27 protein-coding genes are annotated in these 24729 nt (G+C 70.2%); 20 read left to right on the plus strand and 7 right to left on the minus strand.

All coding sequences use genetic code 11. From position 1 onward, the window contains the following. Nucleotides 1-27: 27 nt before the first annotated feature. From AC1RRF_RS01520 to AC1RRF_RS01535, 4 genes are all read left to right on the plus strand, one after another. Nucleotides 28-1887, plus strand: coding sequence for a tetratricopeptide repeat protein (locus AC1RRF_RS01520; protein WP_492832157.1), 1860 nt, complete (start codon nt 28-30; stop codon nt 1885-1887). Nucleotides 1888-1890: 3 nt separating this feature from the next. Continuing rightward, entirely contained in the window at nt 1891-2757 is an 867-nt protein-coding gene (locus tag AC1RRF_RS01525) for a 4-(cytidine 5'-diphospho)-2-C-methyl-D-erythritol kinase (protein ID WP_492832159.1), read from the plus strand. A 222-nt stretch (nt 2758-2979) separates the two neighbouring features. Further along, nucleotides 2980-3912 carry a fasciclin domain-containing protein gene (locus tag AC1RRF_RS01530; protein WP_492832161.1) on the plus strand — a complete coding sequence of 311 codons (933 nt, stop codon included), beginning with the start codon at nt 2980-2982 and terminating at the stop codon, nt 3910-3912. 113 nt (nt 3913-4025) lie between these two features. Further along, nucleotides 4026-4946, plus strand: a complete 921-nt coding sequence (locus tag AC1RRF_RS01535) for a hypothetical protein (protein WP_492832163.1) — start codon at nt 4026-4028, stop codon at nt 4944-4946. Nucleotides 4947-5109: 163 nt separating this feature from the next. On the opposite strand, the gene AC1RRF_RS01540 is transcribed toward AC1RRF_RS01535, so the two are convergent. Beyond that, nucleotides 5110-5850 carry a polysaccharide deacetylase family protein gene (locus AC1RRF_RS01540; RefSeq protein ID WP_492832165.1) on the minus strand — a complete coding sequence of 247 codons (741 nt, stop codon included), beginning with the start codon at nt 5848-5850 and terminating at the stop codon, nt 5110-5112. Between the two features lie 116 nt (nt 5851-5966). Here AC1RRF_RS01540 and AC1RRF_RS01545 point away from each other — a divergent pair, with 116 nt between their 5' ends. Genes AC1RRF_RS01545 through glyS form a run of 3 tightly spaced genes read left to right on the plus strand, consistent with a single transcriptional unit; the run spans nt 5967 to nt 9627 of the window. Beyond that, nucleotides 5967-6854: a glycine--tRNA ligase subunit alpha gene (locus AC1RRF_RS01545; protein ID WP_492832167.1), complete on the plus strand. Its 888-nt coding sequence runs from the start codon at nt 5967-5969 to the stop codon at nt 6852-6854. Next, nucleotides 6851-7321, plus strand: a complete 471-nt coding sequence (locus AC1RRF_RS01550) for a DUF2314 domain-containing protein (RefSeq protein WP_492832169.1) — start codon at nt 6851-6853, stop codon at nt 7319-7321. The genes AC1RRF_RS01545 and AC1RRF_RS01550 overlap by 4 nt, the downstream gene beginning before the upstream one ends. Next, nucleotides 7321-9627 (plus strand): glycine--tRNA ligase subunit beta, encoded by a 2307-nt coding sequence (glyS, locus tag AC1RRF_RS01555; protein ID WP_492832171.1) that lies wholly within the window; start codon nt 7321-7323, stop codon nt 9625-9627. Before AC1RRF_RS01550 ends, glyS begins: the two co-directional genes overlap by 1 nt. On the opposite strand, the gene AC1RRF_RS01560 is transcribed toward glyS, so the two are convergent. From AC1RRF_RS01560 to AC1RRF_RS01580, 5 genes are all read right to left on the minus strand, one after another. Next, nucleotides 9624-10625 (minus strand): glycerophosphodiester phosphodiesterase, encoded by a 1002-nt coding sequence (locus tag AC1RRF_RS01560; protein ID WP_492832173.1) that lies wholly within the window; start codon nt 10623-10625, stop codon nt 9624-9626. The two genes, glyS and AC1RRF_RS01560, sit on opposite strands and share 4 nt — an antisense overlap. A 41-nt stretch (nt 10626-10666) precedes the next feature. Then, complete coding sequence (locus tag AC1RRF_RS01565; protein ID WP_492832175.1) at nt 10667-11572, minus strand: cobalamin biosynthesis protein CbiG; 906 nt, start codon at nt 11570-11572, stop codon at nt 10667-10669. Between the two features lie 79 nt (nt 11573-11651). Further along, nucleotides 11652-12158 (minus strand): hypothetical protein, encoded by a 507-nt coding sequence (locus tag AC1RRF_RS01570; RefSeq protein ID WP_291838819.1) that lies wholly within the window; start codon nt 12156-12158, stop codon nt 11652-11654. A gap of 11 nt (nt 12159-12169) precedes the next feature. Then, nucleotides 12170-12967, minus strand: a complete 798-nt coding sequence (xth, locus tag AC1RRF_RS01575) for an exodeoxyribonuclease III (protein WP_492832177.1) — start codon at nt 12965-12967, stop codon at nt 12170-12172. 109 nt (nt 12968-13076) lie between these two features. Then, a complete protein-coding gene (locus AC1RRF_RS01580; RefSeq protein WP_492832179.1) occupies nt 13077-14084 on the minus strand; it encodes a hypothetical protein in 1008 nt (335 codons plus the stop codon). A gap of 136 nt (nt 14085-14220) precedes the next feature. Between AC1RRF_RS01580 and AC1RRF_RS01585 the strand changes: the two genes are divergently transcribed. Genes AC1RRF_RS01585 through AC1RRF_RS01610 form a run of 6 tightly spaced genes read left to right on the plus strand, consistent with a single transcriptional unit; the run spans nt 14221 to nt 19068 of the window. Continuing rightward, nucleotides 14221-15312, plus strand: a complete 1092-nt coding sequence (locus AC1RRF_RS01585; protein WP_492832181.1) for an MBL fold metallo-hydrolase — start codon at nt 14221-14223, stop codon at nt 15310-15312. Beyond that, entirely contained in the window at nt 15309-16082 is a 774-nt protein-coding gene (locus AC1RRF_RS01590; RefSeq protein ID WP_492832183.1) for an enoyl-CoA hydratase, read from the plus strand. The genes AC1RRF_RS01585 and AC1RRF_RS01590 overlap by 4 nt, the downstream gene beginning before the upstream one ends. 34 nt (nt 16083-16116) lie before the next feature. Then, nucleotides 16117-16590 (plus strand): GNAT family N-acetyltransferase, encoded by a 474-nt coding sequence (locus tag AC1RRF_RS01595; protein WP_492832185.1) that lies wholly within the window; start codon nt 16117-16119, stop codon nt 16588-16590. Between the two features lie 41 nt (nt 16591-16631). Beyond that, nucleotides 16632-17195: a DUF1285 domain-containing protein gene (locus AC1RRF_RS01600; RefSeq protein WP_492832186.1), complete on the plus strand. Its 564-nt coding sequence runs from the start codon at nt 16632-16634 to the stop codon at nt 17193-17195. Further along, nucleotides 17192-17854: a CoA pyrophosphatase gene (locus AC1RRF_RS01605; RefSeq protein WP_492832188.1), complete on the plus strand. Its 663-nt coding sequence runs from the start codon at nt 17192-17194 to the stop codon at nt 17852-17854. The genes AC1RRF_RS01600 and AC1RRF_RS01605 overlap by 4 nt, the downstream gene beginning before the upstream one ends. Continuing rightward, nucleotides 17851-19068: a CCA tRNA nucleotidyltransferase gene (locus tag AC1RRF_RS01610; RefSeq protein WP_492832189.1), complete on the plus strand. Its 1218-nt coding sequence runs from the start codon at nt 17851-17853 to the stop codon at nt 19066-19068. The genes AC1RRF_RS01605 and AC1RRF_RS01610 overlap by 4 nt, the downstream gene beginning before the upstream one ends. On the opposite strand, the gene AC1RRF_RS01615 is transcribed toward AC1RRF_RS01610, so the two are convergent. Beyond that, nucleotides 19049-20041, minus strand: coding sequence for an endonuclease/exonuclease/phosphatase family protein (locus tag AC1RRF_RS01615; RefSeq protein WP_492832191.1), 993 nt, complete (start codon nt 20039-20041; stop codon nt 19049-19051). The genes AC1RRF_RS01610 and AC1RRF_RS01615 overlap by 20 nt on opposite strands. Nucleotides 20042-20072: 31 nt before the next feature. Between AC1RRF_RS01615 and AC1RRF_RS01620 the strand changes: the two genes are divergently transcribed. The 7 genes from AC1RRF_RS01620 (at nt 20073) to AC1RRF_RS01650 (ending at nt 24659) form a co-directional block, all read left to right on the plus strand. After that, nucleotides 20073-20552: a DUF4112 domain-containing protein gene (locus tag AC1RRF_RS01620; protein ID WP_492832193.1), complete on the plus strand. Its 480-nt coding sequence runs from the start codon at nt 20073-20075 to the stop codon at nt 20550-20552. Between the two features lie 147 nt (nt 20553-20699). Further along, nucleotides 20700-22178 carry a DUF2793 domain-containing protein gene (locus tag AC1RRF_RS01625; protein WP_492832195.1) on the plus strand — a complete coding sequence of 493 codons (1479 nt, stop codon included), beginning with the start codon at nt 20700-20702 and terminating at the stop codon, nt 22176-22178. Nucleotides 22179-22186: 8 nt separating this feature from the next. Further along, nucleotides 22187-22342, plus strand: coding sequence for a hypothetical protein (locus tag AC1RRF_RS01630; protein WP_492832197.1), 156 nt, complete (start codon nt 22187-22189; stop codon nt 22340-22342). Then, the gene (locus tag AC1RRF_RS01635; protein ID WP_492832199.1) at nt 22339-22614 is read left to right on the plus strand and encodes a hypothetical protein; all 276 of its coding nucleotides are present in this window, start codon (nt 22339-22341) and stop codon (nt 22612-22614) included. The genes AC1RRF_RS01630 and AC1RRF_RS01635 overlap by 4 nt, the downstream gene beginning before the upstream one ends. Further along, nucleotides 22614-22997, plus strand: a complete 384-nt coding sequence (locus tag AC1RRF_RS01640) for a M15 family metallopeptidase (protein ID WP_492832201.1) — start codon at nt 22614-22616, stop codon at nt 22995-22997. The genes AC1RRF_RS01635 and AC1RRF_RS01640 overlap by 1 nt, the downstream gene beginning before the upstream one ends. After that, complete coding sequence (locus AC1RRF_RS01645) at nt 22994-23479, plus strand: hypothetical protein (RefSeq protein WP_492832203.1); 486 nt, start codon at nt 22994-22996, stop codon at nt 23477-23479. The genes AC1RRF_RS01640 and AC1RRF_RS01645 overlap by 4 nt, the downstream gene beginning before the upstream one ends. A 346-nt stretch (nt 23480-23825) precedes the next feature. Next, nucleotides 23826-24659, plus strand: coding sequence for a flagellin (locus AC1RRF_RS01650; RefSeq protein WP_492832205.1), 834 nt, complete (start codon nt 23826-23828; stop codon nt 24657-24659). Nucleotides 24660-24729: the final 70 nt, after the last annotated feature.

Genomic DNA, 24729 nt, shown 5'->3' on the forward strand with positions numbered 1-24729 from the left:
GCCGCATAATGTGGGAAGGGTTGGCTCATGCGCCCTTCCTCGCTTCGCCTTCTCATGTCCGGTTGCGCCCTGCTGGCGCTGACGTCTCCCGCCTTCGCGCAGGACGCGCCGATCGTCGTCGATCCGCCGCTGAACGGCCCCGTCGCGCCGGTTCCGGCGAATGGGGACGCCGTCGATCCAGCCCGCATTCATCCGCCCGCCGTCGTTCTGATCGATGAACCCGCCGCAGAGGCCGAGCCGGTCGCGCCGCCGATCCCCGCCGTCTGGGCGCCCGTTCCGGTCGACGCCCAGGGGCAGTCGGCCTACGGCCTCTATCTGTCGGGCCGCATCGCGGGCTTCCGCGGCGAGGGGGCGGAGGCCGCCCGTCTGATCGCCGAAAGCCAGCAACTGACGCCCGAACAGCCGCTGCTGCAGGGCGAGACCTTCCTGACCAGCCTGTTCAACGGCGACCTCGGCACCGTCGTGCGCCTGACGTCGACGGTGGAGGCCACGCCCGAACTGGCCGACGCTGGCCGGTTGGTCTCGATCGTCAGCGCCCTGAACCACGGCGACGGGCGCGGGGCCTGGGCCTCGCTCAACGGCCGGCTGCTGGGCCAGCCCTTCACCATCGTCGGCCTGTTCATGGCGCCCTCTCTGGCCGCCGCCGCCGGGGATTGGGACACTGCGTTGAAGCCGGTCGAGACCCCGCCCGGCGATCCCACCGGCCTGGTGCTGCGCCTGCAGCGTGCGCAACTGCTGGAACACCGCCGCCGCTATGACGAGGCCGACGCCGAGTACAAGGCGCTCGTGGCCATCCCCAACGGCGCCCGCCTGTACAGCGTCGACTACGGCGAGTTCCTCGAACGCCGCGGCCGCCGCGAGGAGGCCGTGGCCCAGTACCGCAACTCCCTGACCGGTCCGGCCGCGGATCCCGCCGCTCTCGATGGGCTGGAGCGCGCCGCCGCCCGCCGCCGCCCGCCGCCCGCGCCGACCCCGCGCGACGGCGTCGCCGACGCCCTAGACTTCGCCTCGATCGTCGCCGGCGAGCGCCAGGACCACAAGCTGACCGCCATCCTGCTGCGTCTGGCCGAGACCCTGCGGCCTTCGGACATGACCACCCTGCGCCTCGGCATGGCGCTCGCGGCGGACGGTCAGGAAGAGCCCGCCCGTCAGGCCCTCGCTCGCGTGGGGCGCGCCAACGACATCATCTACGCCGGCGCCCAGTACAACATCGGTCTCAGCTACCAGCGCGAGGAGCGGGGCGAAGAGGCGCTGGCCGCCTACACCCGCGCCCAGGCCGTCGCTTCGGGGCAAAGCCGCATCACCCTGGCCCTCGCCGGCCAGTTGATGGCCATGGACCGCTTTGAGGAGGCGCTGACCGTCCTCAACCATGCGGACATCAACACTCCGGACCAGTCCGCCGATGTCCGCTTCCTGCGCGGCGCGGCCCTGGAAGCCCTCGGCCGGGTCGATGCGGCCGAGACCGAGCTGTGGACGGCCCTTCAGGCCCATCCCGACAGCCCGATCCTGCTCAACCACCTCGGCTATCTGTGGGTCGACAGCGGCCGTCGGGTCGAACAGGGCGCCGAGATGATCGCCCGCGCCCACGCCGCGCAGCCCGACGACGGCAACATCCAGGACTCGCTCGGCTGGTCCCAGTACCGTCAGGGCCAGTACGATGTCGCCGTGAACACGCTGGAGGGCGCGGTCGCCAAGGAGCCGGCCAACGCCGAGATCAACGACCATCTGGGCGACGCCTACTGGCAGGTCGGCCGCCGCCGCGAGGCCCAGTGGCAGTGGAGCCGGGTCCTGACGCTATCGCCTGACGCCGAGCGCCGCGCCGAGGTGGAGCAGAAGCTGACCTCGGGTCTGACCGATCCGACCCCGGTGTCCGGAAGCCAGCCCTGATCCATGGCTGACGCCCCGGTGCTCGCGCCCGCCAAGGTCAATCTCTTCCTGCACGTCGGCCCCGTCGACGCCGACGGCTATCATCCGCTGGCCAGCCTCGCAGCCTTCGCCGATGTGGGCGACCACATCACGGTCGCGCCTGCGGACCGCCTGTCCCTGGCCGTCTCCGGTCCCTTCGCGGACGGACTCGCGGGGGAGGGCGACAATCTGGTCCTGCGCGCCGTCAGGGCGCTCGCGCAGGCGGCGGGCCGGCCCGAGCCCGGCCTCGCCTTCACCTTGGACAAGCGCCTGCCCATCGCCGCCGGCCTGGGCGGCGGCTCGTCGGATGCCGGAGCGGCGCTGAAGCTGGCGCGCGACGCCCTGGCCCTGCCGTTCGATGACACGGCCCTGGCCGAGGTCGCCGCCACGGTCGGCGCCGACGGTCCCATGTGCCTGCACGCCCGCGCCGCCTGGGCCGAGGGTCGGGGCGATATCCTGACCTTCGAGCCGGCCCTGCCGCCGCTGCCCGCCGTCCTGATCAATCCCGGCGTCCCCTCGCCGACGGGAGCGGTCTATCGGGCCTATGACGCCGGGCCGCCCGCCGCCGCCGACCGTCCCGCGCCGCCGCCGTCGTGGGACCTCGACGCCGTGCTCGTCTGGCTGGCGGCGCAACGCAACGACCTGCAGGCGCCCGCCATCGCCCTGCAGCCCGCCATCGGCGCGGCGCTGCAGGCCGCCGCCGGCCTGCCCGGGGTCCGCCTCGCGCGCATGTCCGGATCGGGCGCGACCGTCTTCGCCCTGTTCGAAACCGCCGCCGCCGCCGATGCGGCCGCGCGGCGCCTGTCCGACAGCCGTCCGGACTGGTGGGTGCGGTCGACCATACTCGCCTGATATGTGGCGATATTTGAGGTTATTGACCTCATGGCGCCGGTATTGTGCCGCTCGCCGACAAATGGCCCAGACAATACCTTGGCCGTTACGATGAACAGTGGATGATCAATCTCCATATGGAACTCAAGGCCCTGCTTGGGTCTTGAACGCTGCAGTCAAGCGTACTTCAGGTCGTCACCGACTCCCCCGGCGGCCGGATTTTTCATTGCAAGGGATACTGTCATGCTTCGCACTAAACTGCTGACCGCCGCTGCCGCCACCGCCCTGCTGGCCGGCCCCGCCTTCGCCCAGGAGACGACGCAGAGCCCGGCCCCGGCGCCGCAGGAGCAGCCGGCCGCCCAGCCCGCGCCCGCGGCGGCCCCCGCCGCCACCCCGGCGGCGCCCGCGGCCCAGCCCAACAACGTCATCGACGTGCTGCGCGCCCAGGGTGACTTCACCACCCTGCTGGGAGCCCTCGACCGGGCCCAGCTGACCGAGACGCTGCGCACTCGTCCGGCCATCTCGATCTTCGCCCCGACCGACGCGGCCTTCGCCGCCCTGCCGGAAGCGGACCGCACCCGCCTGATGGACCCCGCCAACGCCCAGGAGCTGCGCAGCCTGCTGCTCTATCACGTGGTCGTGGCTGACGTGTCGTCGAGCCAGATCACCGGCGCGCGCGGCGGCGTCGAGACCGCGGCCCGCAGCCAGGTGCTGCTGGACGGCACCGGCGACGCCATCAAGGTCGACGGCGCCACCGTCACCCGCGCCGATATCGACGCCTCCAACGGCGCCGTCTTCGCGATCGACAAGGTCCTGAACCCGGCCCAGTCGCTGGCCGCCATGGGCGATGAGGAAGCCGCCGCGGCCGCCGACGAGGCCGCCCCGGCCCCGGCGGAAGAGGCCACCCCGCCGCTGCCCGCGACCGAGACCCCGGCCCCGACCGAGCCCCCGTCTCCGGCGGCGGCCAACCCGACGCCGAACCCGACGGGCGTCACCGAGACCCAGCGCCCGGCCTCGGCCGGCGCCACGGCCCCGAACGGCCAGCCCTCGGCGGTGACCACCACGGTCCAGTCGCCGCCGGTCCCGAACCCGACCGACGGCCAGGTCGACGACGCGGAGGACCCGGCCAATCCGGCGCCGACTCCGGCCCCGGCGCCCACGCCTACCCCGAACTGATCGGGGCGACAGACTGACGAAGGCGGCGGGTTCCGGCCCGCCGCCTTTCTCGTGTTCGCCTTTCTCGTGCGCGCTTAACCGTCGGCAAACCGGTGGTGGATTAGGGTGCGGGCATGGAAACGCTCACGCCCGCCCACATCGCCGCGTTCGAGGCCGTTCTGGACAGGGTCCCGTCTGAGGACCGCGCCCGCCTCCATGCGCTCAAGGCCGCCGCCGCCGACGCGGCCGCCGCCTCGGCCCCGCACTGGGATTTCGACCAGCCCGGCCACCGCGCGGAGGAGGCCCTGCAGGCCGCCTTCGGCCCGGCCCTGACCGACGACCACCGCCGCGCCCTGGTGGCGATCTGGGCGCTGGAGATGCCGGCGCGGGTGCCCGCCGCCGACCTGCCTTCGGCCTCGCTCGAGCTCTATCCGCAATGGATCGACCGCCTCGCGGCCTTCCTGACCGAAGCGGCCAACCCTTATGACCGCGACTTCTGGGCCAAGGACGTGCGCATCTCGCTGGTCCTCAGCGTGCCGGGCGCCCGCACCCAGATGATCGACCTCTCTTCGCCCATGGGGCCGGGCCAGATCCTGCGCCACGCCCGCGAAGGTTGGGGCTGGTCGGTGATCCCGTCCTACGCCGCCGCCCAGGCCTGGAAGCCCTGGCTCGAGGTCCATACCGAAAGCCGCGAGCTCAGCGACTTCAACGAGGCCGGCTGGGACCGCGCCTGGGCGACCGCCGCCGAGATCCTCAAGCGCCGCCCCGAGATGGCGGGCATGCTGGGCTCGTCCTGGTTCTACGATCCGCCGCTGGAGCAGATCAGCCCGCGCCTGGCCTATCTGCGCGTCAATCCGCTGAAGCACGGCGCCTTCCTGGTCCATCAGGGCCCGGGCGAGATCCACACCCAGCGCGCCGCCACCAGTTCCCCGACCCGCGCCGCGATGATCGAGAAGGGCGAGTACACCGCCCGCTCCTGGATCGTGGCCTGGCCCCGCGCCGCCCTGATCAAATGGGCGGAGGGCCGCAAGGCGGAGCTGGCGCAAGCGGCCTGACGTCCGTCAGCGGGCGGCACGTCCAATCCTGACGCGCCGGCGTGCCAGACTCCGCGCCATGACCGGCGCGCATCCGCACTCTTCGCACTGTTCGCACCCCGTTTTTCGACGGTGCGATCCGAACGCATCGGACGCATCGGACGGTGTTTTCCACCAGTCCGATTCAGCCTGCGGCCATCGCCCGCCAGGCCTCGCCGACCGGCCGAACCTCCAGCCCGGCGGCCTTGGCCAGCCGGATCACCCGGTCCAGATCATCCGGGGTGCAGCCATAGTCGGTCGGGTTCTCCGACACGTCGTGGGCGTAGGCCGTCAGCCAGCCCTTCGACGCCGCCGCCCCGGCCATCAAGCCCTCGAGATCGTAGTGGGGCAGGCGGCGGCTCTCCAGCCCGATGGACTTGATCAGCCCCCGGTCCTCGCGCCCCGCATTGACCCCGTCGCGCACGCCCCGGCCCAGGTCGAACCGCCCGCGCACATGCCGCTTGGCCGAAAGGGTCGCGTCGCCGAACGGATAGGCGAAGGTCGTCATCTCGTATCCGCCCAGCCGCTCGCTCACCCAGGCCGCATTGGCGTCCAGGCTCAGGCGCAGCGCGTCGACATCCATCCGCAGCACGCTGGTGTGACCGTAGGTATGGCAGCCCACCTCATGGCCCGCCGCGTGCAGTTCCTGCAGGTGGCGCACCTGGAACTGGTCGCGGTCCATGTTCCGCCCGCCGGCCAGTCCGCCGCAGACATAGTAGGTCGCCTTGATGCCGTGTTCGGCCAGGATCGGCCCCGCCTCGGTCCAGGCCGTCGCCGGAATGTCGTCGAAGCTCAGCGAGAACACGCCCTTCGCGGGGGCGATCTGCACCGCCTCCACCTCGAGATAACGAGCCGCCCGCCGGCGCATCTGGTCGATCTGCTTCATGGCTGCAGAGTGTATCCAATGCGCTTAAAGAACCGTGTGGCGGGCTTCAACTTGCCCCGCAAAGGCCCGCCGTCTAGGGTCCGCGCCTCTCATTTTGCGACTGCGAACAGCTCCACGTGACCACCGAACCGCTCGCCTTCCAGGACCTCATCCTGACGCTCCACAAATACTGGGGCGATCAGGGCTGCGCGATCCTTCAGCCCTATGACATCGAGGTCGGCGCGGGCACCCTGCACCCGGCCACCGTCCTGCGCGCGCTCGGCCCCAAGCCGTGGAAGGCCGCCTACGTCCAGCCCAGCCGCCGTCCGGGCGACGGCCGCTATGGGGAAAACCCCAATCGGCTCCAACATTATTATCAATATCAAGTCCTTCTGAAGCCGAACCCGGATAACCTGCAGGAGCTCTACCTCGGCTCCCTGCGCGCCATCGGCATCGACCCCAGCCTGCACGACATCCGCTTCGTCGAGGACGACTGGGAGAACCCCACCGTCGGCGCCTGGGGCCTGGGCTGGGAGGTCTGGTGCGACGGCATGGAGGTGACCCAGTTCACCTATTTCCAGGGCGTCGGCGGCATCGAGGTCGACGTCGTCTCGGGCGAGCTGACCTACGGGCTGGAGCGCCTGGCCATGTACGTCCAGGGCGTGGATAACGTCTACGACCTGAAGTTCACCAAGGAGGGACTGACCTACCGCGAGGTCTTCCTCGAGAACGAGCGCCAACAGAGTGAAGCCAACTTCCACGGCTATGACGTCGATGGCCTGAAGCGCCGCTTCGAGGACATGGTGGCCGAGGTCTCCAACCTGCTCGCCATGACTGGCCCACAAGGCCAGCAGCTGGTCCTGCCCGCCTACGACCAGGTCCTGAAGGCGTCGCACCTGTTCAACCTGATGGACGCCCGCGGCGCCATCGCCGTCGCCGAACGCCAGAGCTACATCGGCCGCATCCGCGAGCTGTGTAAGGCCTGCGCGACGGCCTATGTCGAACGCGAGAGGGCGGAGGCGTGATCTGGCCGTTCAAGAACAAGGTGCGAGTCAGACCTCTGGACGGTGATCCCGTCGAGATGTTCGAAGGCGCAGATGCCGAGATGAATGCCGCGCAGGACGAGGCCAGGAAGGCGTTGCCAGTCTTCTGGGACCGGCATTCCTCCAGCGACGACACCGAGTCATTCGGACTCAAGGTGGGGCTGTCATATCCGCCAAATGGAACTGAACACGTGTGGGTCGATGGCGTGAGCAGGGAGGGCGATCACCTCGTCGGCTATCTGGCTTGTGATCCCATGTATCTTCAGGCGACCGGTTTTGGGGATCGGGTCGAGTTCACTGCTGAGCAGGTCTCGGACTGGACCTATTCAAAGGACGGCAAGCAGTACGGGAACTTCACCACGCGCGTCATCGCGGGCCGACTGCATCCCGCCGATGCGGCTGACATTCTCTCCGTCCTTTCGCCTACGCCTCTCGAGCCGCTCAACTGATGCCCCAACTCCTCCTCGAACTCTTCTCCGAAGAAATCCCCGCTCGCATGCAGCAGGGCGCCGCGCGCGACCTGGAGCGGATGGCCGCCGAACGGCTGAAGGCCGCCGGGCTGTCGTATGAGGCGCTGACCACCTTCGGCGGCCCGCGCCGGTTGACGCTGGTGGTGGAAGGCCTGCCGACCTCGACGCCCGATCGTGAGGAAGAGCTGAAGGGCCCGCGCGCCAACGCCCCCGAACAGGCGCTGGAGGGCTTCCTGCGCAAGACCGGCCTGACCCGCGAGCAACTGGTCGAGCGCGACGGCGTCCTGTTCGCCGTCATCAGCCAGAAGGGCCGCGCCACCGCCGACCTGATCCCCGAGATGGTCGACCAGATCGTCCGTACCTTCCCCTGGCCCAAGTCGATGCGCTGGGGCTCCGGCACGCTGCGCTGGATCCGTCCGCTGAAGCGGATCATCGCCCTGTTCGACGGCCATGTGGTCCCGTTCGACATCGACGGCATCCAGAGCGGCGACGTGACCGAGGGCCACCGCTTCCTCGGCTCGGGCCAGGTGCTGCGCGTCAAGAATTTCACCGACTACCGCGCCCAGCTTGAGAAGAACTACGTCCTGCTGGACGTCGCCGACCGCAAGCTGCGCATCATCGAAGCCGCGAAAAAGGTCTGCTCGGACAAGGGGCTGGCTCTGGTCGACGACGACGGCCTGCTGGACGAGGTCGCCGGCCTGGCCGAATGGCCGACCCCGATCCTGGGCGACATGGACCCGCAGTTCCTCGACCTCCCGCCCGAGGTCGTCCGCCTGTCGATGAAGGTCCACCAGAAGTATTTCGCGGTCCGCGATCCGGCCAAGCACGGCCTGGCCCCGCACTTCGTCGTCGTCGCCAACGTCGAGGCCTCGGACGGCGGCAAGGCCCTGGCCGCCGGCAACAGCCGCGTGTTGAGCGCCCGCCTGAACGACGCCCGCTTCTTCTGGGACGAAGATCTGAAGACCGGCTTCGACGCCTGGTCGAAGAAGCTGGAAGGCGTCACCTTCCACGCCAAGCTGGGCACCCTGGCCGAGCGCGTCGATCGCATCGCCGCCCTGGCCCGTGAGATCGCCCCGCTGGTCGGCGCTGATCCAGATCAGGCCGAGACCGCCGCCCGTCTGGCCAAGGCGGACCTCGCCTCGGGCATGGTCGGCGAGTTCCCGGAACTGCAGGGCGTCATGGGCGGCTACTACGCCCGCGCCTTCGGCCAGCCCGACGTGATCGCCGACGCCGTCCGCGACCACTACAAGCCGCAGGGCCCCTCGGACTCGGTCCCGACCGCGCCGCTGACGGTGGCTGTCTCCCTGGCCGACAAGCTCGACACCCTCGTCGGCTTCTTCGCTATCGACGAGAAGCCCACAGGTTCCAAGGACCCGTTCGCGCTGCGAAGAGCTACGCTTGGGTTCACTCGCGCTGTCATCGAGACAGGCTCCAAGGTGTCGCTGGATCATCTGGTCTGGCTAGCAGCCGCAAATTTGATCAATCAGGCGGCGACAAAGCCCATCTTCCTAGCGGTCGAAAAACTTGCCGCAGAACGAACTCAAGAACTGCGGGATGAGGCACTTACGCGGGGGTATGGTTTCGCCGACGAATTAGCGCGAAGTGAAGCGGTTCGATCGGTTGCCTTCGATCTCGAAAAGTGGCGGCAAGGTCTCATAGCCGTATGGCTCACGGTTGATCCGCTCCCGATCGGGGGAGAATGGCTCGTCGCTGATCTTGAGCAGCAGTTTGAAGTTTCGTTCTCCCGCTGGCAGGCATTGACGGGATCGCTGCTGCCCTTCTTCGCCGACCGCCTGAAGGTCCTCCTGCGCGATCAGGGCAAGCGTCACGATCTCGTGGACGCCGTCTTCGCCCTCGGCGACGACGACCTGGTCCGCATCGTGCGCCGGGTCGAGGCCCTCGACGCCTTCCTGGCCACCGACGACGGCGCAAACCTGCTCGCCGGCTACAAGCGCGCGTCCAACATCCTCAAGGCCGAGGAGAAGAAGGGGCCGGTGCCCGAGGGCATGGTCCGCACCGGCCTGCCCGAGCAGCCGGAGCCCGAGACCGCCCTGGCCTTCGCCGCTGAGGCCGCCCGGGTCGCCGTGGACGCCGCGCTGGAGACCGAGGATTTCGCCGCCGCCATGAAGGCGCTGGCCTCGCTCCGCGCCCCGGTCGACGCCTTCTTCACCCATGTGATGGTCAACTCGGATGTCGCTGAGGAACGCGACAACCGTCTGAAATTGCTGGGACAAGTCCGCGCGGTCATGGGCCGCGTGGCCGACTTCGGCATGATTGCGGGCTAGGGGCGGGCCAGTCCCGGCTGATCCATGAAGGCCGCGTCCAGCCCATAGCCGGCGAACCGCGCCAGCCGTGCGGTCAGCCGCCCGTGCTCGCCCGGCTCGTCTCCGATCTGGTCCGCCTCCGGCAGGAAGACGTTCTCGGCCCGGAAGGTCCAGGCGGCGACCTTCAACCCCGCCGCATGGGCGTCGGCGATCAGGGCCGTCGGCGCGCCCGGCGTCGGCTCGATCATCGCCGTGTCGGCCCCGATCCATCGGGCATAGGACGCCACCCGCCCCAGCCCCTCGGGCGTCGCCATCGCCGCATAGGTCAGCTCGGGGCGGTCCGCCGGGCCGCCGCCCCGGGCCATCAACTGCAGCAGGGGCGTGTCGATCCGCGCGCTCAGCCGCTCCAGCGGCCCGACCTCGAAGCACTGGACCAGCACCGGCGCCTCCGCGCCCGTCAGCCCGTGCCGCTCCAGCACCGCCACGAAGGCGTCCTCCATCGGCAGGCCCAGGGCGGCGAAGTGAGAGGGATGCTTCAACTCCGGCGCCACGCCGATGGTCCGGCCCGTGCGCGCCGAGGCCGCCTTGGCGATGGCCAGCACGTCCTCGAAGGTCAGGATCGGCTCCTGCTCGTCGAAGGCCGTTCCGCGCAGCGCCGGCAGCCGCTCGCGGGCGCGCAGGGTCATCAGCTCGGCCAGGGTGAAGTCCTCGGTGAACCAGCCGGTCACCGCCTGCCCGTCGATGGTCCGGGTGACCCGGCGGTCGGCGAACTCCGGATGGGCGGCCACGTCCGTCGTGCCGCCGATCTCGTTCTCGTGCCGGACCACCAGGACGCCGTCGCGGGTCATCACCAGGTCCGGCTCGATGATGTCCGCGCCCTGCTGGATCGCCAGTTCATAGGCCATGCGGGTGTGCTCGGGTCGTTCGCCCGAGGCGCCGCGGTGGGCGATGATCAGCACGTCGGCCACGGCGGGGCTCGCGGTCAGCAACAGAAGGGCAGTCAGGATGATCCGGAACATGGGTTCCGGATAGAGCAGGCGGGCGACAGGCCGGTGAAGGCCTAGGCCCCCAGGATCCAGCCTTCTTCCTGCTCGACCCGCGCGATCAGGGCCTCGTCCGCGCCCTTGGGCGGGGCGAAGGCCTTGGCCAGGTCGCCGGCCTCGTCCATCTTGGCGATGGCTTCGGCGGTGACGCGGACCTGAGCCTGGTCCTTGAACTCGCCCGCTTCCGGCTTGGCGTCGAACATCGACGGCCAGACCTCGACGACCACGGCGGACAGGGGCTCTACGTCCGCTGTGTCCAGCGCGCGCCAGCCGGTACCGAAGGGCCAGACGGCGCCCGAGGGGCCCAGGCTCTCCAACAGGCGGCGCACCATCGGGATGCCCACCAGGGTCTGACCGCCGACGGCGCCAGCGCCGTGCATCTGCCAGACCGACTTGGGCTGCAGCTTGCCCTTGCGGACTGCGTCCTCAGTGGCGCGGAACTCGGGGATGTCGGCGCCGGCGCCCACGGGCGGCTTGGTCGTGGTCAGCCAGCGCTGCGCCTGCTTGGCGGGCGCGCCCCACATCGGCCAGGCCTCGTCGGTCATCAGCCGGTTGATCTTGGCCGCGACCTGGTAGCGGTTGTTGGTGTTGTCGGCCTTGTCGACGATGTTGGCCGCGATGAATTTCCACATCGCCGACCACGGGGTCCCGTCCAGCTTGAGCCGCGCCGCCGTGCCGGCCGGGTAGCCGAAGTTGAAATCGAAGCCGACCAGCACCCGGTCGCCGCGCTTGCGGTGTTCCGAGACCAGTTTGTTCAGCAGGGCCTCGCCCTCGGCGCGCGTCGCGGCATTGTGGGTCTCGGTGTAGAGGCGGAAGCGCACATCGCGCTTGGCCACGCCGATCCACACCGACTGATCGCCCAGTTTCTTGCCCTCGGCGGCGGTCCAGTCAGCGATGATCACGGCGTCGAACAGGCGGGCCACAGCGGGCTCCTTCAGGCTTACTCAGAACAGGATGGGCGCTTCTAGCGCTCCCGCGTCGGGGGAGGAACCCCGCAGTCGCTCAACCCTTCAGCAGGGCTTCCAGATGCGACAGCCAGCGGCGGCCCAGCCGCAGGGCCTCGCCGGGCGAACTGGTCTGGACGGGCAGGGTGGCGTCCCATAGGGCCAGCTCGAACTCGGGGTGGCGGGCGTCTGCGAACATCAGCCGCAGCACCACCTGCTCGGCGTCAGGGGCCAGGATGTCGAGTGACTTGCGCGCCTCGCCCCGGCGGACCCGGGCGACCACATGGCCATCGACGATGATCTCGCCGCCCTCGATCTCCTCGAAGGCGTAGACCAGCCCGGCGGCGCCGCGGTTCCACAGCACGGCCACCTGCGCGCCGTCGAAGTCGAGACCGGCGGCGCGGCCCTCGGCGGGCGACAGGGCCTCGGCCTCGGGGACCGCGCCCAGCGATTTCAGCAGCGCCCGGCGCATCCGGCGCACGGGCTCCATCCACCAGACCAGCAGAAGCGCCCCGGTGGTCAGCGCCGCCGCGGCCAGCGCCACCAGCAGGACCACCCGGAACACCTCGCTCAAGGTCAGTCCTCCAGCTCGACGACCACGGGCACGTGGTCGGACGGCTTGTCCATGTCACGGGCGTCGCGGTGGGTCTCGACGCTCCGGAAGCGGTCCGCGGCCTGCGGCGAAAGCAGGTGGAAGTCGATGCGGATGCCGTGGTCACGCTGCCAGGCCCCGGCCTGATAGTCCCAGAAGGTGTAGGTCCCCGGCGGCTGCTTGCCGAGTTCGCCCGCGTCGCTGAGGCCGAGGTAGCGCAGGGCGCGGAAGGCGGCGCGGCTCTCGGGTTGGAACAGGGCGTCGTTGACCCAGGCGCTGGGGTTCTTGGCGTCTTCCGGCGTCGGGATGACGTTGTAGTCGCCGCACAGGGTGAAGGCCTCTTCCTGCGCCAGCAGGGTTCGGGCGTGGGCTTCGAGCCGCTCCATCCAGCCCAGCTTGTAGGCGAACTTGGGGCTCTCCACCGGATTGCCGTTGGGCAGGTAGAGGCAGCCGACCCGCACTGGACGCGGGCATTCGATCAGCGCCTCGATGTAGCGGGAGTGGACGCCCTCGTCCTCAACGCCGGATTGGTCCTCGCCCGGCAGACCGCGGCGGACCTCGGACATGGGGAATTTCGAGAGCAGGGCGACGCCGTTGTAGGTCTTCTGCCCGTGGACCTCGACGTTGTAGCCGAGGCTCTCGAAGGCCTCGCGCGGGAATTTCTCGTCCACGCATTTGATTTCCTGGAAGCCGACGACATCAGGCTGAGCCGCTTCCAGCCACGCCAGCACGGTAGGCAGGCGGGCGTTGACCGAATTCACGTTCCAGGTGGCGATGCGCATGGGGCGCAAGCTAAGGCGCGTCGGGGGGCTCTGTGAAGCGCTGATCGCCGCAACGAAAAACGCCCCGGAGTTTCCTCCGGGGCGCTGATCGTTCTGACGGCGTCGACGCCTACGGGCGACCGCCGGTCGCCGGGGCGGCGGCCGGAGCCGGGGTCAGGGTGCAACCGCCGCCGATGCGCTGGGCGGTGGCGCAGGGATAGACCTGCTGGGTCACGCCCTCATTGTTGACGCGGGCGATGAAGCCTTCGCCTTCGGCGGCGCATTTGGCTTCGTAGAAGCTGCCGTTGGCGTTCTGGCCCATCATGCGGACCTGGGTGACGCTGCAATCCGAGGCGTCAGTGCCGGCCAGTTTGGGCTGGAAGCTCTGGGCCTGTTCCTGGGCGGTGGTGAAGCGGCACGAACCGTTCATGGACGCGATCTGCAGGCAATCCTTCAGATCCCAACCGGCGGCGGTCTTTTCCAGCCAATAGCCGTCGGCGCCGGCGCAGCCGACTTCGTAGACCATGTTGTTGTCGTCGCTCTTGCCGATGGCCTGGGCCTCGTCGACGGTGCAAGTGACGCCGGCGGTGCGGGCCCAGCCGCCGATAACGGCGACGGTGTTCTGGTTCGCCGGAAGGACGCATTGCTGGCCAACGTCAGCGTTGGGATCACGCGCCCGGGCGATGGCGGCCGTGCCGGCCAGCTCGATGCAGCTGAAGGCCTGGGGCGGCGTGGAGGCGATCAGGATGTAGCCCTCGGCGTTCGCGCAAACGGTTTCGTACATTTGCGATCCGGTGATCAGGCCCGGATTGGAGGCTTCGGTCAGTTCGCAGGCGACGCCGGCGGCGGTCAGTTGCGCCTGGGCGGCGGCGCGGACCTGCTCCGGCGTCGGCGGCGTGGCGGGAGCCGATCTCGAACGATCCTGGCGGCGCTCGCGCGGGGCGGTGGGGGTCTGAGAACGGTCGCTGATACGGCCCGGCTGGACACGCGTACCGCGGATCGCGCCGCTGGCGCGGTCCGTTTCGGAGATCGGGCCGCCCGTTGCGGGCGCGGGCGTGGTTTGGGCAAACGCTGGCTGGGCTATGCCCATCAGCACCGCAAAGGCGCCCGCCAGGCCGATGATCTTTCTGTTGAACACGGGGTCACTCCGGAAGGTAAATCTTCGATCGACACCCTTGGCGAGCGGTTCGAGCCGGGTCAAGGCTCTGACCGGTGATGCTGGACGGGAGGCTGCGGTTCGGTCTATCCATCCTGCGTTGCGATTGGAGACGGACTTGGCGGATGGCGTGATCCCGGCGGAGACCGAGGCGAGGCCCGCCGAGCGGGGCCTGACCTATCCGTTCGCCGGACCTCCGGCCTCGGGAGAGGCGGTCGTCGTCGCGCCGGACGTGCTGTGGATGCGCGTCGCCATGCCGATGCAGCTGGATCACATCAACGTCTATGCGGTGCGCGACGGCGATGGCTGGGCGGTCATCGACTGCGGCCTGGCGCTCGACGCGACCAGGGCCGAATGGGAGCTCCTGCTGGCCGGCCCGATGGGCGGAGACCCGGTCACCCGGGTGATCTGCACCCACATGCATCCCGACCATATCGGCCTGGCCGGCTGGCTGTGCGAGCGATTCAACGCGCCGCTGGTCATGACCCGGCTGGAGTATGTGATGGCCCGGATGCTGCTGGCCGATACCGGCCAGCCGGCGCCGGAAAGCGGAGCCGACTTCTATCGCGCCTCGGGCTGGGATGAGCCGCAGATCGAGCGTTACCGGCGAGAGTTCGGGCGCTTCGGCATGGCCGTCTCGCCGCTGCCCGCCGGATATCAACGGATTCGCGAGGGCGACAGACTGAGCATCGGCGGCCGCGATTGGCGCATTGTCGTCGGCGAGGGCCACAGCCCCGAGCACGCCTGCCTTTGGCGCGAGGACGACGGCGTCGTCCTAGGCGGCGACCAGATCCTGCCGCGCATTTCCTCCAACGTCTCCGTCTGGCCGACCGAGGCTGACGCCGATCCGCTGGGCGATTGGCTGGCGTCGCTGGAGCGGATGAAGACGGTCTTCCCGGACGACATCCTGATCCTGCCGTCGCACGGCGAGGTGTTCCGCGGCGCCCACGCCCGGCTCGACGCCCTGATCCGCGGGCACCACGTGGCGCTGAAACGCCTCGACCGGTCGCTGAGGGAGCCGAAGCGGGCGGTGGATGTATTTCCGGCCCTGTTCGCCCGCCCGGTCGGCGACGGCGTGCGCGGCATGGCCACGGGCGAGAGCATCGCCCACCTGAATTACATGCTGCTGCGAGGGCTGGCCGTTCGCGAACGCGATGCGGATGGCGTCGACTGGTGGCGCTCAACGACACAAGGGGAGGAGGCGGCATGACCGACCACATCAAGACCGAGCTGGTGAACGGCGTGCTGACCGTCACCCTGGCCCGGGCCGACAAGAAGAACGCCATCACCCAGGACATGTACGCCGCCCTGGCGGAGGCGACGGAGCGGGCCCGCACCGACGACACGGTGCGGGTGCTGCTGTTCAGGGGCGAGGGCGACAGCTTCTCGGCGGGCAACGATATCGGCGACTTCATCGCTATCGGCTCGCAGACCGACAAGCCCTTCGACATGTCGGTGTTCCGCTTCCTCAAATCCCTCGCCGACCTGGACAAGCCGGCGGTGGCGGCGGTGCGCGGACGGGCGGTCGGCATCGGGCTCACCCTGCTCCTTCACTGCGACATGGTGGTGGTGGCGGAGGACGCGCTGCTGTCGGCGCCCTTCATCAACCTGGCCCTGGCGCCGGAGGCCGCGTCCTCCATGCTGCTGCCGGCGGTGCTGGGCCACCAGAGGGCGTTCGAGGTCTTCGCCCTGGGCGAGCCGATCGACGGCAAGACCGCCGTGGCCTGGGGCCTGGCCAACCGCGCCGTCGCCGCCGATCAGGTCGAGGCCACAGCCGCGGAGCTGGCCGCCAAACTGGCCACCCGCGCGCCCAACTCCATCCGCAAGACCAAGCGGCTGATGCGCGACGCCGAACGCCTGTGGGCGCTGATGCAGCGCGAGGGCGAAGCCTTCGGCAGCCAGATGAAGAGCCCTGAGGCGATGGAGGCCTTCATGGCCTTCACCCAGAAGCGCGCGCCCGATTTCTCGAAAGTCGGTTGATTCCCCGGAGCGCGCGCCTTAGGTGCGCGCGCTCATGACCGACGCCGCCTTCCAGACCGCCGTGCGCATCGACGCCGAAACGCCCGCCGACGCCGCGTCGGTGGAAGCCTTGGTCATGGCCGCCTTCGGCCCGGGCCGCTACGCCAAGACCGCCGAACGCATCCGCGAGCAGGCGGGCGTCGCCGCCGGCTTCGTGGCGCGCGAGAACGGCCGGGTGATCGGCGCTGTGCGGCTGTGGACCGTCATGGTCGGCGACCGTCCCGCCCTGTTCCTGGGGCCCATCACCGTCTCGGCGGACAGCCGAAAGGGCGGGCTGGGCGCGGATCTGGTGCAGACCTGCATCGACCACGCGGGTCAGACCGGCGTGCTGCTGGTCGGCGACGCGCCGTATTTCGGCCGGTTCGGCTTCCGCCACGCCCCGGAGGTCCGCCTGCAGGGGCCGGTGGATCCGCGCCGCGTGCTGTGGCTGGGCGAGGGCGAGCCCTCCGGAATCGTCCATCCCGCCTGAGCGGGTTTGCACGCCGGGGCGGACCGCCTAAGTCTGCTCCCATGGCCGATGCCGACAAGACAACAGGACTGGCCGCCATGGCCGAGGCGGCGAAGCAGGCTCCGGGCCGCGGCCTGCCGCCGGTGCACCTGTGGCATCCGGCCCATTGCGGCGACATCGATATCCTCATCCGCCGCGACGGCGTCTGGCTGCACGAGGGTTCGCCCATCGGCCGGGCCGAACTGGTGCGGCTGTTCTCGACCATCCTGCGCAAGGACGCCGACGGCTATGTGCTGGTCACGCCGGGCGAGAAGCTGGCCATCACCGTCGAGGACCTGCCGTTCCGCGCCGTGTCGGTCGAACGCCGGGGCGAGGCGCTGGTCTTCACGACCGATGTCGGCGACGAGACCGCGGCCGGGCCGGACGCGCCCATCGTGGTCGAGACCGATTCGGCGACCGGAGAGCCCGCGCCCCGCGTGCGCGTCCGCGCCGACCTGTGGGCGCGGATCGCCCGCCCGGTCTTCTATGAGCTGGTCGAAGCGGCCTCGGTCGAGGACGGACGGCTGACCGTCCGCTCGGGCGGCGCGGCCTTCGCCCTGGGACCGGTCGGGGCCGGCGTCGAATGAGTCTGGCGACGCTTCGGACCCGGCTGATCGAGCATCTGATCCATCCTGACGGCTGGTCGGTGGACGACGCCGCCGCACGCTCGGACTACGATCTGAATCCCGGTGCGCGATCGACGGGGAAAGCCCTGCGCCCGGCCGCGGTTCTGGTGCCCGTCATCGCCCGCCCGGAAGGCGCGACGGTGCTGCTGACCCGTCGCTCCGACACTCTGGCCAGCCACACCGGTCAGATCGCCTTCCCCGGCGGTCGCCTGGATCCCGGCGAGACGGCCGTCGAGGCCGCTCTGCGGGAGGCCTTCGAGGAGGTCGCCCTCGACCCCGGCGTGGTCGAGGTGCTGGGCGTCGGCGACGCCTATGAAACCGTGACCGGCTTCCTGGTCACGCCGGTGATCGGCTGGCTGGCCGAGCCGCCGTCCGTGACCCCCTCCCCCGACGAGGTGGCCGAGGTGTTCGAGGCCCCGTGGGACTTCCTGATGGATCCGGCCAATCACCGGCGTGAGTCCTACGAGCTGGAGGGCCAGCCGCGCCGCTGGTTCTGGGCCATGCCCTATGAGGAGCGCTACATCTGGGGCGCGACGGCGGGGATCGTGCGGGGGCTGTGCGCCCGGCTGTACGGCGACGAGGCCGAACCGGTCGCCGCCGCGGGTGAGGATGCGGCGTGACCGTGCTGACCGGACAGGCCTGGCTGACGGCGTCCGCGACCCGCGCGGTCCTGGCGGCGCTGGAAGCGGCGGGCGGCCCCGGCTGCGCCCGCTTCGTCGGCGGCTGCGTGCGCAACGCCCTGATGAGCCGCGAGATCGACGACATCGACATCGCCACGACGCTGAAACCGGAAGAGACCGAGCGGGCGATTCGCGCCGCCGGGCTGAAGGCCGTGCCCACCGGCATCGCCCACGGCACGGTGACGGCGGTGGCCGAGCGGCAGCCGTTCGAGATCACCACCCTGCGCCGGGATGTCTCGACCGATGGGCGCAACGCCACCGTGGCCTTCACCGACGACTGGGCCGAGGACGCCGCGCGCCGCGACTTCCGGGTGAACGCCCTCTATGCGGACGGCGAGGGCCGGGTGTTCGATCCGACGGGGCAGGGCGTCGATGACGCGGCGGCGGGCCGGATCGTCTTCGTCGGCGACCCGCGCACGCGCATCCAGGAGGACTACCTGCGCATCCTGCGCTTCTTCCGGTTCTTCGCCTGGTACGGGCGGGGCGAGCCGGACGCCGCCGGGCTGCACGCCTGCCGTGACCTGGCGCCCGGCATGACCCGGCTGTCCGCCGAGCGGGTGTCCAAGGAGCTGATGAAGCTGCTGGCGGCGAAGGACCCGCGTCCCGCCATGGCGGCCATGGCGCAGACCGGCGTGCTGGCGCAGGTGCTGCCCGAGGCCGGCCCCCTGACGCTGTTCGACGCCGTGGTGGACCTGAGCGAAGACCCGGTGGTCCGGCTGATGACCCTGTTCCCCGTGGATGCGGAGGCCATGCGCCGGGCGTCGGAACGGCTGCGGTTCCCGAACGCGGCGCGGGACCGGCTGGTCGGCTCGGCCCTGGCGGCGCCGGTCGTGTCGTTGGATATGAGCGACGCCCAGGCTCGCGCGGCGGTCTATCGCCAGGGCGGACGCGCCGTGGCCGACGGACTGATGCGCCTTCACGCCGCCGCGCCGGAACGGAGCGAGGACGCCGCGCGGCTGCTGGCCGTCGCGAAGGGTTGGGTTCCGCCGCGCCTGCCGGTCGGCGGCAAGGAGGTGGCGCGCCTGGGCCTTGAACCGGGTCCCGAGACGGGTCGCCTGCTCAAGGCCTTCGAGGACAGCTGGATCGCCGCCGACTTCCCGAGCGAGGGCCACGCCGAACGGCTGGCCGCATTGGTCAGCGCGCCGCGCGGGTGAACTCGGTCACGACCGGACGGTGGTCCGATCCGTTGGGCCGCCCCAGCTTGCGGCTGACGAAGGCCAGGTCGGGCGAGCGCCACACCTGATCGATGGTGACGCCGAGGGGCGAAGGCAACTGGCTCGGCCAGGTGCCGGGAAAGCCGCCGGCTGGAGCAAGGCCCAGGTCCTGTTTCATCTGTCGCCCGATGCGGGCGTCAGAGACGCTGTTGAAGTCTCCGGCCACGATCACCGGCCCGGTCAGCGTCCGGCGGATGTCGCCCAGAGCCATGGTCTGGCTGATCTGGCCCCACTGCGGCTGGAACGGCCAGGGACGGGTCAGGTGGACGCCGACGACGTTCAGCGCGCCCAGCGGGGTCTGCGCGACGGCGGTGACCGAATGCAGCCCGTCCGGCCGGTTCTCGATCTGCCGCAACGGCCAGCGCGAGGCGATGATCGAACGCGACGGCCCGCGCGTCACGTCCGGTCGCATCGAGGCGGCGCGGTAGGGATAGTCCGCGAGCAACTCATCCAGCCGACCGATCGGTCCGCGTCCCAGTTCGATCAGGATGACGATGTCCGGGTCGGCCGCCTCGATGGAGCGGCGCATCGCGGCGACGTCGTCGTTCAGATAGTAGACATTGGCTGAATACAGCCGGACCATGGGCGCTCCGGCTTCAGGCTTGCCTGCTGGGGGAAACCACTGCGGCGCGACGCAGGCCAGCAAGGCCAGGCTCGCCGCCACGCCGGCCCATGCGGCGACCTTCAGGCGCAGGGCGGCCAGCAAAAGGGTCGCGACGATCACCGCGAGCAGTCCCGGCGCGGTGAACTGGGCCAGGATGTCCACCCAGCGATGCCCCACGCCGAAGCGGATGGCGGCGGAGACGATCAGCACCCCGATGAAGCCGAGCGCGCACAGGGCGCCGCCCCAGCGCCGGACCGTCGCCCAGGTGGAAGAACGCCCTTGCGCTTTATGATGAACGCCGGTCTCCATGGCGCGTTACGGTCTCGCTTCGGAGGATGGAATGCCCAGACGGACCATCGGCGATATCGAGAAAATCTGGACCAATGTCGAGGGCGTCAAAAAGCTCTCGGACCGGGTGATCGGCATCGGACCGTTCGGGGTGGGCATGGACGGCCTGCTGACCTGGGTTCCGCTGGTGGGCAGCGTCTATACGATCGGCGCCGCCGGCTGGCTGATGGTCCAGGCGGTGCGGGCCAAGGCGGCGCCCGGGACCATCGTCCGGATGGCGGGCTATCTGGGTCTGGACAGCGTGACCACGGCGGTGGGCGAGGTGCCCTTCCTCGACTTCGTGCCGAACGTCGTCGACGTGCTGTTTCCGGGTCACCTGATGGCGGCCAAGGCGCTGCAGAAGGATATCCAGACCACCCACTGGGTCGAGGCCAATGAGCGCGAGGCTCGCGCCTCCGGCGAGCATGACCGTCATGTCGCCAAGGTGAAGAGCGATCCGAACCTGCGCCGCATCGTCTATCTCCACGACTGAGAAGGCGCGGGAGTTAATGTTGAACCATCGGATTGGCGACGTCTAACGCTCTGAATCAATGGGAAAATAGCTCCTCTCCAGCGTCATGATCCCGCCTGAGGACGCCACGCCCGCACACTGATCTCCGACGATGTTTCGGAGACTTTCATGAGCGACGACCAGTCCGCGCGCCTGGGCCTGCCCTATCTGGCGGCCGGGCAGATGCAGAAGCATGTGACCCTCAACGAGGCGCTGACCCGGCTGGACGCCCTGGTCCAGACCACGGTCGCCAGCCGGACGACGGCGGTCCAGCCGGAGGCGCCCGAGGACGGCCGGCTCCATATCCTGCCGGACGGGGCCGAGGGGTCTGCCTGGAGCGCCTTCGCCGCCGGTGATCTGGTTCGGGCCGAGATGGGCGGCTGGATCGGCGTCGAAGCGACCGAGGGCCTGCTGGCCTGGGTGGCCGACGAGGCCGTGTTCGTGGTGCGAGAAGACGGCGGCTGGAACCGGCTTGGCGCGCGGCTGGGCGAGGTCGGGCCGTTGGACCGTCTTGGCGTGGGGACGGCGGCGGACGCGGCCAATCCCTTCGCGGCCAAGCTGAACAAGGCGCTGTGGACCGCGCGGGAAACCGCCGAGGGCGGCGACGGCGATCTGAGGATGACGCTCAACAAGGCGTCGCCAACGGACATTCTCTCCCTGCTGTTCCAGTCCGGCTACGGAGGCCGCGCCGAACTGGGGCTCGTCGGCGACGACGACCTGACGCTGAAGGTCAGTCCCGACGGGGTGGCTTGGCGCACGGCGCTGAGCGTCGACCGCGCGACGGGGCGGGTATCCTTCAGCCAAGGCGCGGGTCGCCGGGAGACCACGGTCTTCACCTCCGGCGGATCATGGACCCCGCCCGCCTGGGCGCGAAGCGTGGAGGCCGTCGTGGTCGGCGGTGGAGGCGGCGGCGGGGCCGGAGCCTTCGGCGCCTCGGGCGCTCGATACGGTGGTGGAGGCGGCGGCGCCGGGGGCGCCGTTCGAGCTGTCTGGGCGGCGGATCGGCTGACCTCGGCGCTGACCGTGACGATCGGCGCCGGCGGCGCCGGCGGCGCAGCCGCGGCGGGAACCGCGGGCGGCGCCTCCATCGTGCACCTGAGCGGGACCGCGCTGATCTCGGCCGGCGGCGGCGGGGGCGGCGGACTGGGCGGCGGCGTCAATGGAGCCGCGGGCGACGGCGGGGCCGGTACGCCCAACGCCAATGGCGGAGGGGCCTCGAGCGTTTCGGCCGCTGGAGCCGCGGGCCGAACCTTCGATCGGCCGGACGGCTCGGGCGGAGGCGGCGCGGGCGGCGGCCTCGATGCCGGCGGAAACGTCAGATCCGGCGGTATGGGCGGCGATGGTGGCGCGGTGGCGATACGGGCGGCCGGCGGCGCGGCCGGCGTCGGCTCAGTGGGCGGAGTCGGGGCCGCCGCGCCGCTCACGACCCTTCATTGGGCAGGCGGCGGCGGTGGAGGCGGCGGGGCCGTCGCGTCGGGCGCCGGTCATGCCGGAGGCGCCGCAGGGACGGCGGGCGGCGGCGGCGGGGGCGGGGGCGCCGGCGTGGCCGCGGGCGGTGTCGGAGGCTCCGGCGCGCCCGGCGTCGTCTGGCTGATCGCCCAGGGATGAGGTCCGACATGCACCCCGACTGGACCCCCGACGAGGCCGAAACCCTGGATCCCGAAGCCCGGGAGATCCCGCTGCGGCTGACGAAGGATGAACTGCTCGCGTCCGCGGATGTGGGCTGGCGGCGCCACGGATGGCGCCTTGACGAGATGGAGGACGACCGATGACCGACCCTGCGCCCGCTGACGAGGTCTCGCCGCTGGCCGAGGGGCGGTGGCTGTGGCGCCGCCTCTATGTGTTCGCCACCAGCGGCGTCGCCTGGCTGGTGCTGGACCGTCTGATCCCCCTGGTCCCCGCCGAGGCGGCGCCGCGGCTGGTCGAGGGGCTGATGAGCCTGCTGGCCCTGACCATGGTGCTCTATCTGGTCGCGCCCAGCGCGCAGCAGCTGATCGTCAGCCTGCGCCTGTTGCGGCCCGGCCCGGACGGGGAGGGGCGCTGATGGCCTTCCGCCTTTCCGCCCGCTCGCAGGCCCGCATGGCCGGCGTGCACCCCCGCCTGGTCGCCGTGGTCCGGGAGGCGATCACCCTGACGCCGGTGGACTTCATGGTCACCGAGGGGCTGCGCACCCCTGATCGTCAGGCCGCCCTCGTGCGCGCCGGGGCGAGCCGGACGAACCGCTCGCGTCACCTGACCGGCCACGCGGTCGACGTCGCCGCCCTGGTCGACGGGCAGGTGCGATGGGATTGGCCGCTGTATCCGCGCATCGCCGCGGCCTTCAAGGCCGCCGCCGCCCTGCAGGGAACGGCCATCGTCTGGGGCGGAGACTGGACGACCCTGCGCGACGGCCCGCATTTCGAGCTCGACCGGAAGGTCTTCCCGTGAGCCCCCGAACCCTCCTGCGCGCCCTCACGCCGGCGGGCGTCGGACTGGCCGCCATCATCCTGATCGTGGCGCTGCTTGTCGCCGGGCGCGGCCTGGGCCTGCACTGGGATCCGTTCGGTCTCGGCGCCCGACGTCTGGACCGCGCCGAGCGGCAGGCTGAGGCGGCGTCCGCCGAGGCCTACGCCCGCAGGCTCGAGGTCGAAGGCGCGACGGCGCAAGCCCGCCGCCTTGAACAACAACATCAACAATCGGTCGGTCTGGCGCGTGTCACCGCCGCCGCCGAGGCCGAGGCGAGGAACGCCCATGATTCCGATCTCCCGCTGCCTCCTGATCGCGCCGCTCGTCTGCGCGATCATGACCGCGAGCTGTGCCGCCTCGCCCCGGCCGTCTGTGTCGCCGCCCAGGCTGGCTCTACCGCAGGCGGCGCTGACGCCGTGCCGGCTGGATCAGCTGCCTTCGGCGCCGACCCTGGCCGACCTTGAGGCGTCCTATATGGCGCGCGGCCAGGCCCTGGCGGAGTGTGACGCCGCCCGGCAGGCGGCGGTCGAGACCCTGCGGGCCGAACGCGACCTGCAGGACCGCTGGCGGAAGGGCGGATCGTAGGGCTGCGGCAGTTTCTGCAGGCCTTGCCCGGCAGATCTTGCCGGGACCCGGCAAAAACTGCCGGGGTTCGTACGTGCTTAACAGGAACTAACGCAGCAAAAACAACGATCGCTGGTCTGGCACGGCGGAATTGCGACTGGCCCCGCCCTTGCTGCGGTGTCCCCTGAGCAAAATGCTCCCGGCAGCCAAAATGGCGTCGGACACCTTGAAACAAGGATACTCGTCATGGCGCTGAACAGCGTTAATACGAACGTGGGCGCAATGGTCGCCCTGCAGAACCTGTCGGTCACCAACAGCGAACTGCAAACGGTTCAAAACCGTATCAACACCGGCAAGGTCGTTTCGTCCGCCAAGGACAACGGCGCCATCTTCGCCATCGCCACCTCGCAACGTGCCGAGATCAGCGCCCTGGGCGCTGTCAAGGACAGCCTGAACCGCGGTCAGTCGGCCGTGGACGTGGCGCTTTCGGCTGGTGAGTCGGTCTCTGACCTGCTCGGCCAACTGAAGGAAAAGGCCCTCGCGGCCACCGACAAGAGCCTGACCACCTCGGCCCGTTCGGCCCTGAACGAAGACTTCAAGGCCATTCGCGACCAGATCGGGACCGTGGTCTCGAACGCCAAGTTCAACGGCGTCAACCTGCTGGACAACTCGACCGGCACGGGTGGCTACAAGGCCCTGGCGAACACCTCGGGCACGACCATCAAGGTGTCGGGTGAAAACCTGTCGCTGGGCGGCGCCAACGTCACGGTCACCGCGGCCATGACGATCGGCACCTCGACGCTGGCCGGCACCGCGCTGACCGCCGTCAACGCTTCGATCGACAAGGTTTCGGCCTCGCTCGCTCGACTGGGTACGGGTTCGAAGTCGTTCGGCACGCACCTGACCTTCGTCGGCAAGCTGCAAGACACCATCGAAGCCGGTGTCGGCAACCTGGTCGACGCCGATCTGGCCAAGGAAAGCGCCCGACTGCAAGCGCTGCAAACCAAGCAACAGCTGGGTGTGCAGGCTCTGTCGATCGCCAACTCCTCGACCTCCACGCTGCTGGGACTGTTCCGCTAAGGAATCTGACCGGAAGGGCGGGGTCCTCGGGCCCCGCCCAACCGCTCTCCAGTCCCCTTGAAGGGAACCG

The sequence above is a fragment of the Brevundimonas sp. GW821-FHT12C05 genome, from assembly GCF_058807475.1.

Bases quoted from the DNA above. Each gene is read 5' to 3' on its own strand.
- AC1RRF_RS01605 (WP_492832188.1), top strand. From the start codon at position 17,192: ATGAGTCTGGCGACGCTTCGGACCCGGCTGATCGAGCATCTGATCCAT.
- AC1RRF_RS01525 (WP_492832159.1), top strand. From the start codon at position 1,891: ATGGCTGACGCCCCGGTGCTCGCGCCCGCCAAGGTCAATCTCTTCCTG.
- AC1RRF_RS01530 (WP_492832161.1), top strand. From the start codon at position 2,980: ATGCTTCGCACTAAACTGCTGACCGCCGCTGCCGCCACCGCCCTGCTG.
- AC1RRF_RS01560 (WP_492832173.1), bottom strand. From the start codon at position 10,625: ATGTTCCGGATCATCCTGACTGCCCTTCTGTTGCTGACCGCGAGCCCC.
- AC1RRF_RS01595 (WP_492832185.1), top strand. From the start codon at position 16,117: ATGACCGACGCCGCCTTCCAGACCGCCGTGCGCATCGACGCCGAAACG.
- glyS (WP_492832171.1), top strand. From the start codon at position 7,321: ATGCCCCAACTCCTCCTCGAACTCTTCTCCGAAGAAATCCCCGCTCGC.
- AC1RRF_RS01540 (WP_492832165.1), bottom strand. From the start codon at position 5,850: ATGAAGCAGATCGACCAGATGCGCCGGCGGGCGGCTCGTTATCTCGAG.
- AC1RRF_RS01650 (WP_492832205.1), top strand. From the start codon at position 23,826: ATGGCGCTGAACAGCGTTAATACGAACGTGGGCGCAATGGTCGCCCTG.
- AC1RRF_RS01620 (WP_492832193.1), top strand. From the start codon at position 20,073: ATGCCCAGACGGACCATCGGCGATATCGAGAAAATCTGGACCAATGTC.
- AC1RRF_RS01640 (WP_492832201.1), top strand. From the start codon at position 22,614: ATGGCCTTCCGCCTTTCCGCCCGCTCGCAGGCCCGCATGGCCGGCGTG.
- xth (WP_492832177.1), bottom strand. From the start codon at position 12,967: ATGCGCATCGCCACCTGGAACGTGAATTCGGTCAACGCCCGCCTGCCT.
- AC1RRF_RS01625 (WP_492832195.1), top strand. From the start codon at position 20,700: ATGAGCGACGACCAGTCCGCGCGCCTGGGCCTGCCCTATCTGGCGGCC.
- AC1RRF_RS01615 (WP_492832191.1), bottom strand. From the start codon at position 20,041: ATGGAGACCGGCGTTCATCATAAAGCGCAAGGGCGTTCTTCCACCTGG.
- AC1RRF_RS01630 (WP_492832197.1), top strand. From the start codon at position 22,187: ATGCACCCCGACTGGACCCCCGACGAGGCCGAAACCCTGGATCCCGAA.
- AC1RRF_RS01635 (WP_492832199.1), top strand. From the start codon at position 22,339: ATGACCGACCCTGCGCCCGCTGACGAGGTCTCGCCGCTGGCCGAGGGG.
- AC1RRF_RS01600 (WP_492832186.1), top strand. From the start codon at position 16,632: ATGGCCGATGCCGACAAGACAACAGGACTGGCCGCCATGGCCGAGGCG.
- AC1RRF_RS01535 (WP_492832163.1), top strand. From the start codon at position 4,026: ATGGAAACGCTCACGCCCGCCCACATCGCCGCGTTCGAGGCCGTTCTG.
- AC1RRF_RS01520 (WP_492832157.1), top strand. From the start codon at position 28: ATGCGCCCTTCCTCGCTTCGCCTTCTCATGTCCGGTTGCGCCCTGCTG.
- AC1RRF_RS01590 (WP_492832183.1), top strand. From the start codon at position 15,309: ATGACCGACCACATCAAGACCGAGCTGGTGAACGGCGTGCTGACCGTC.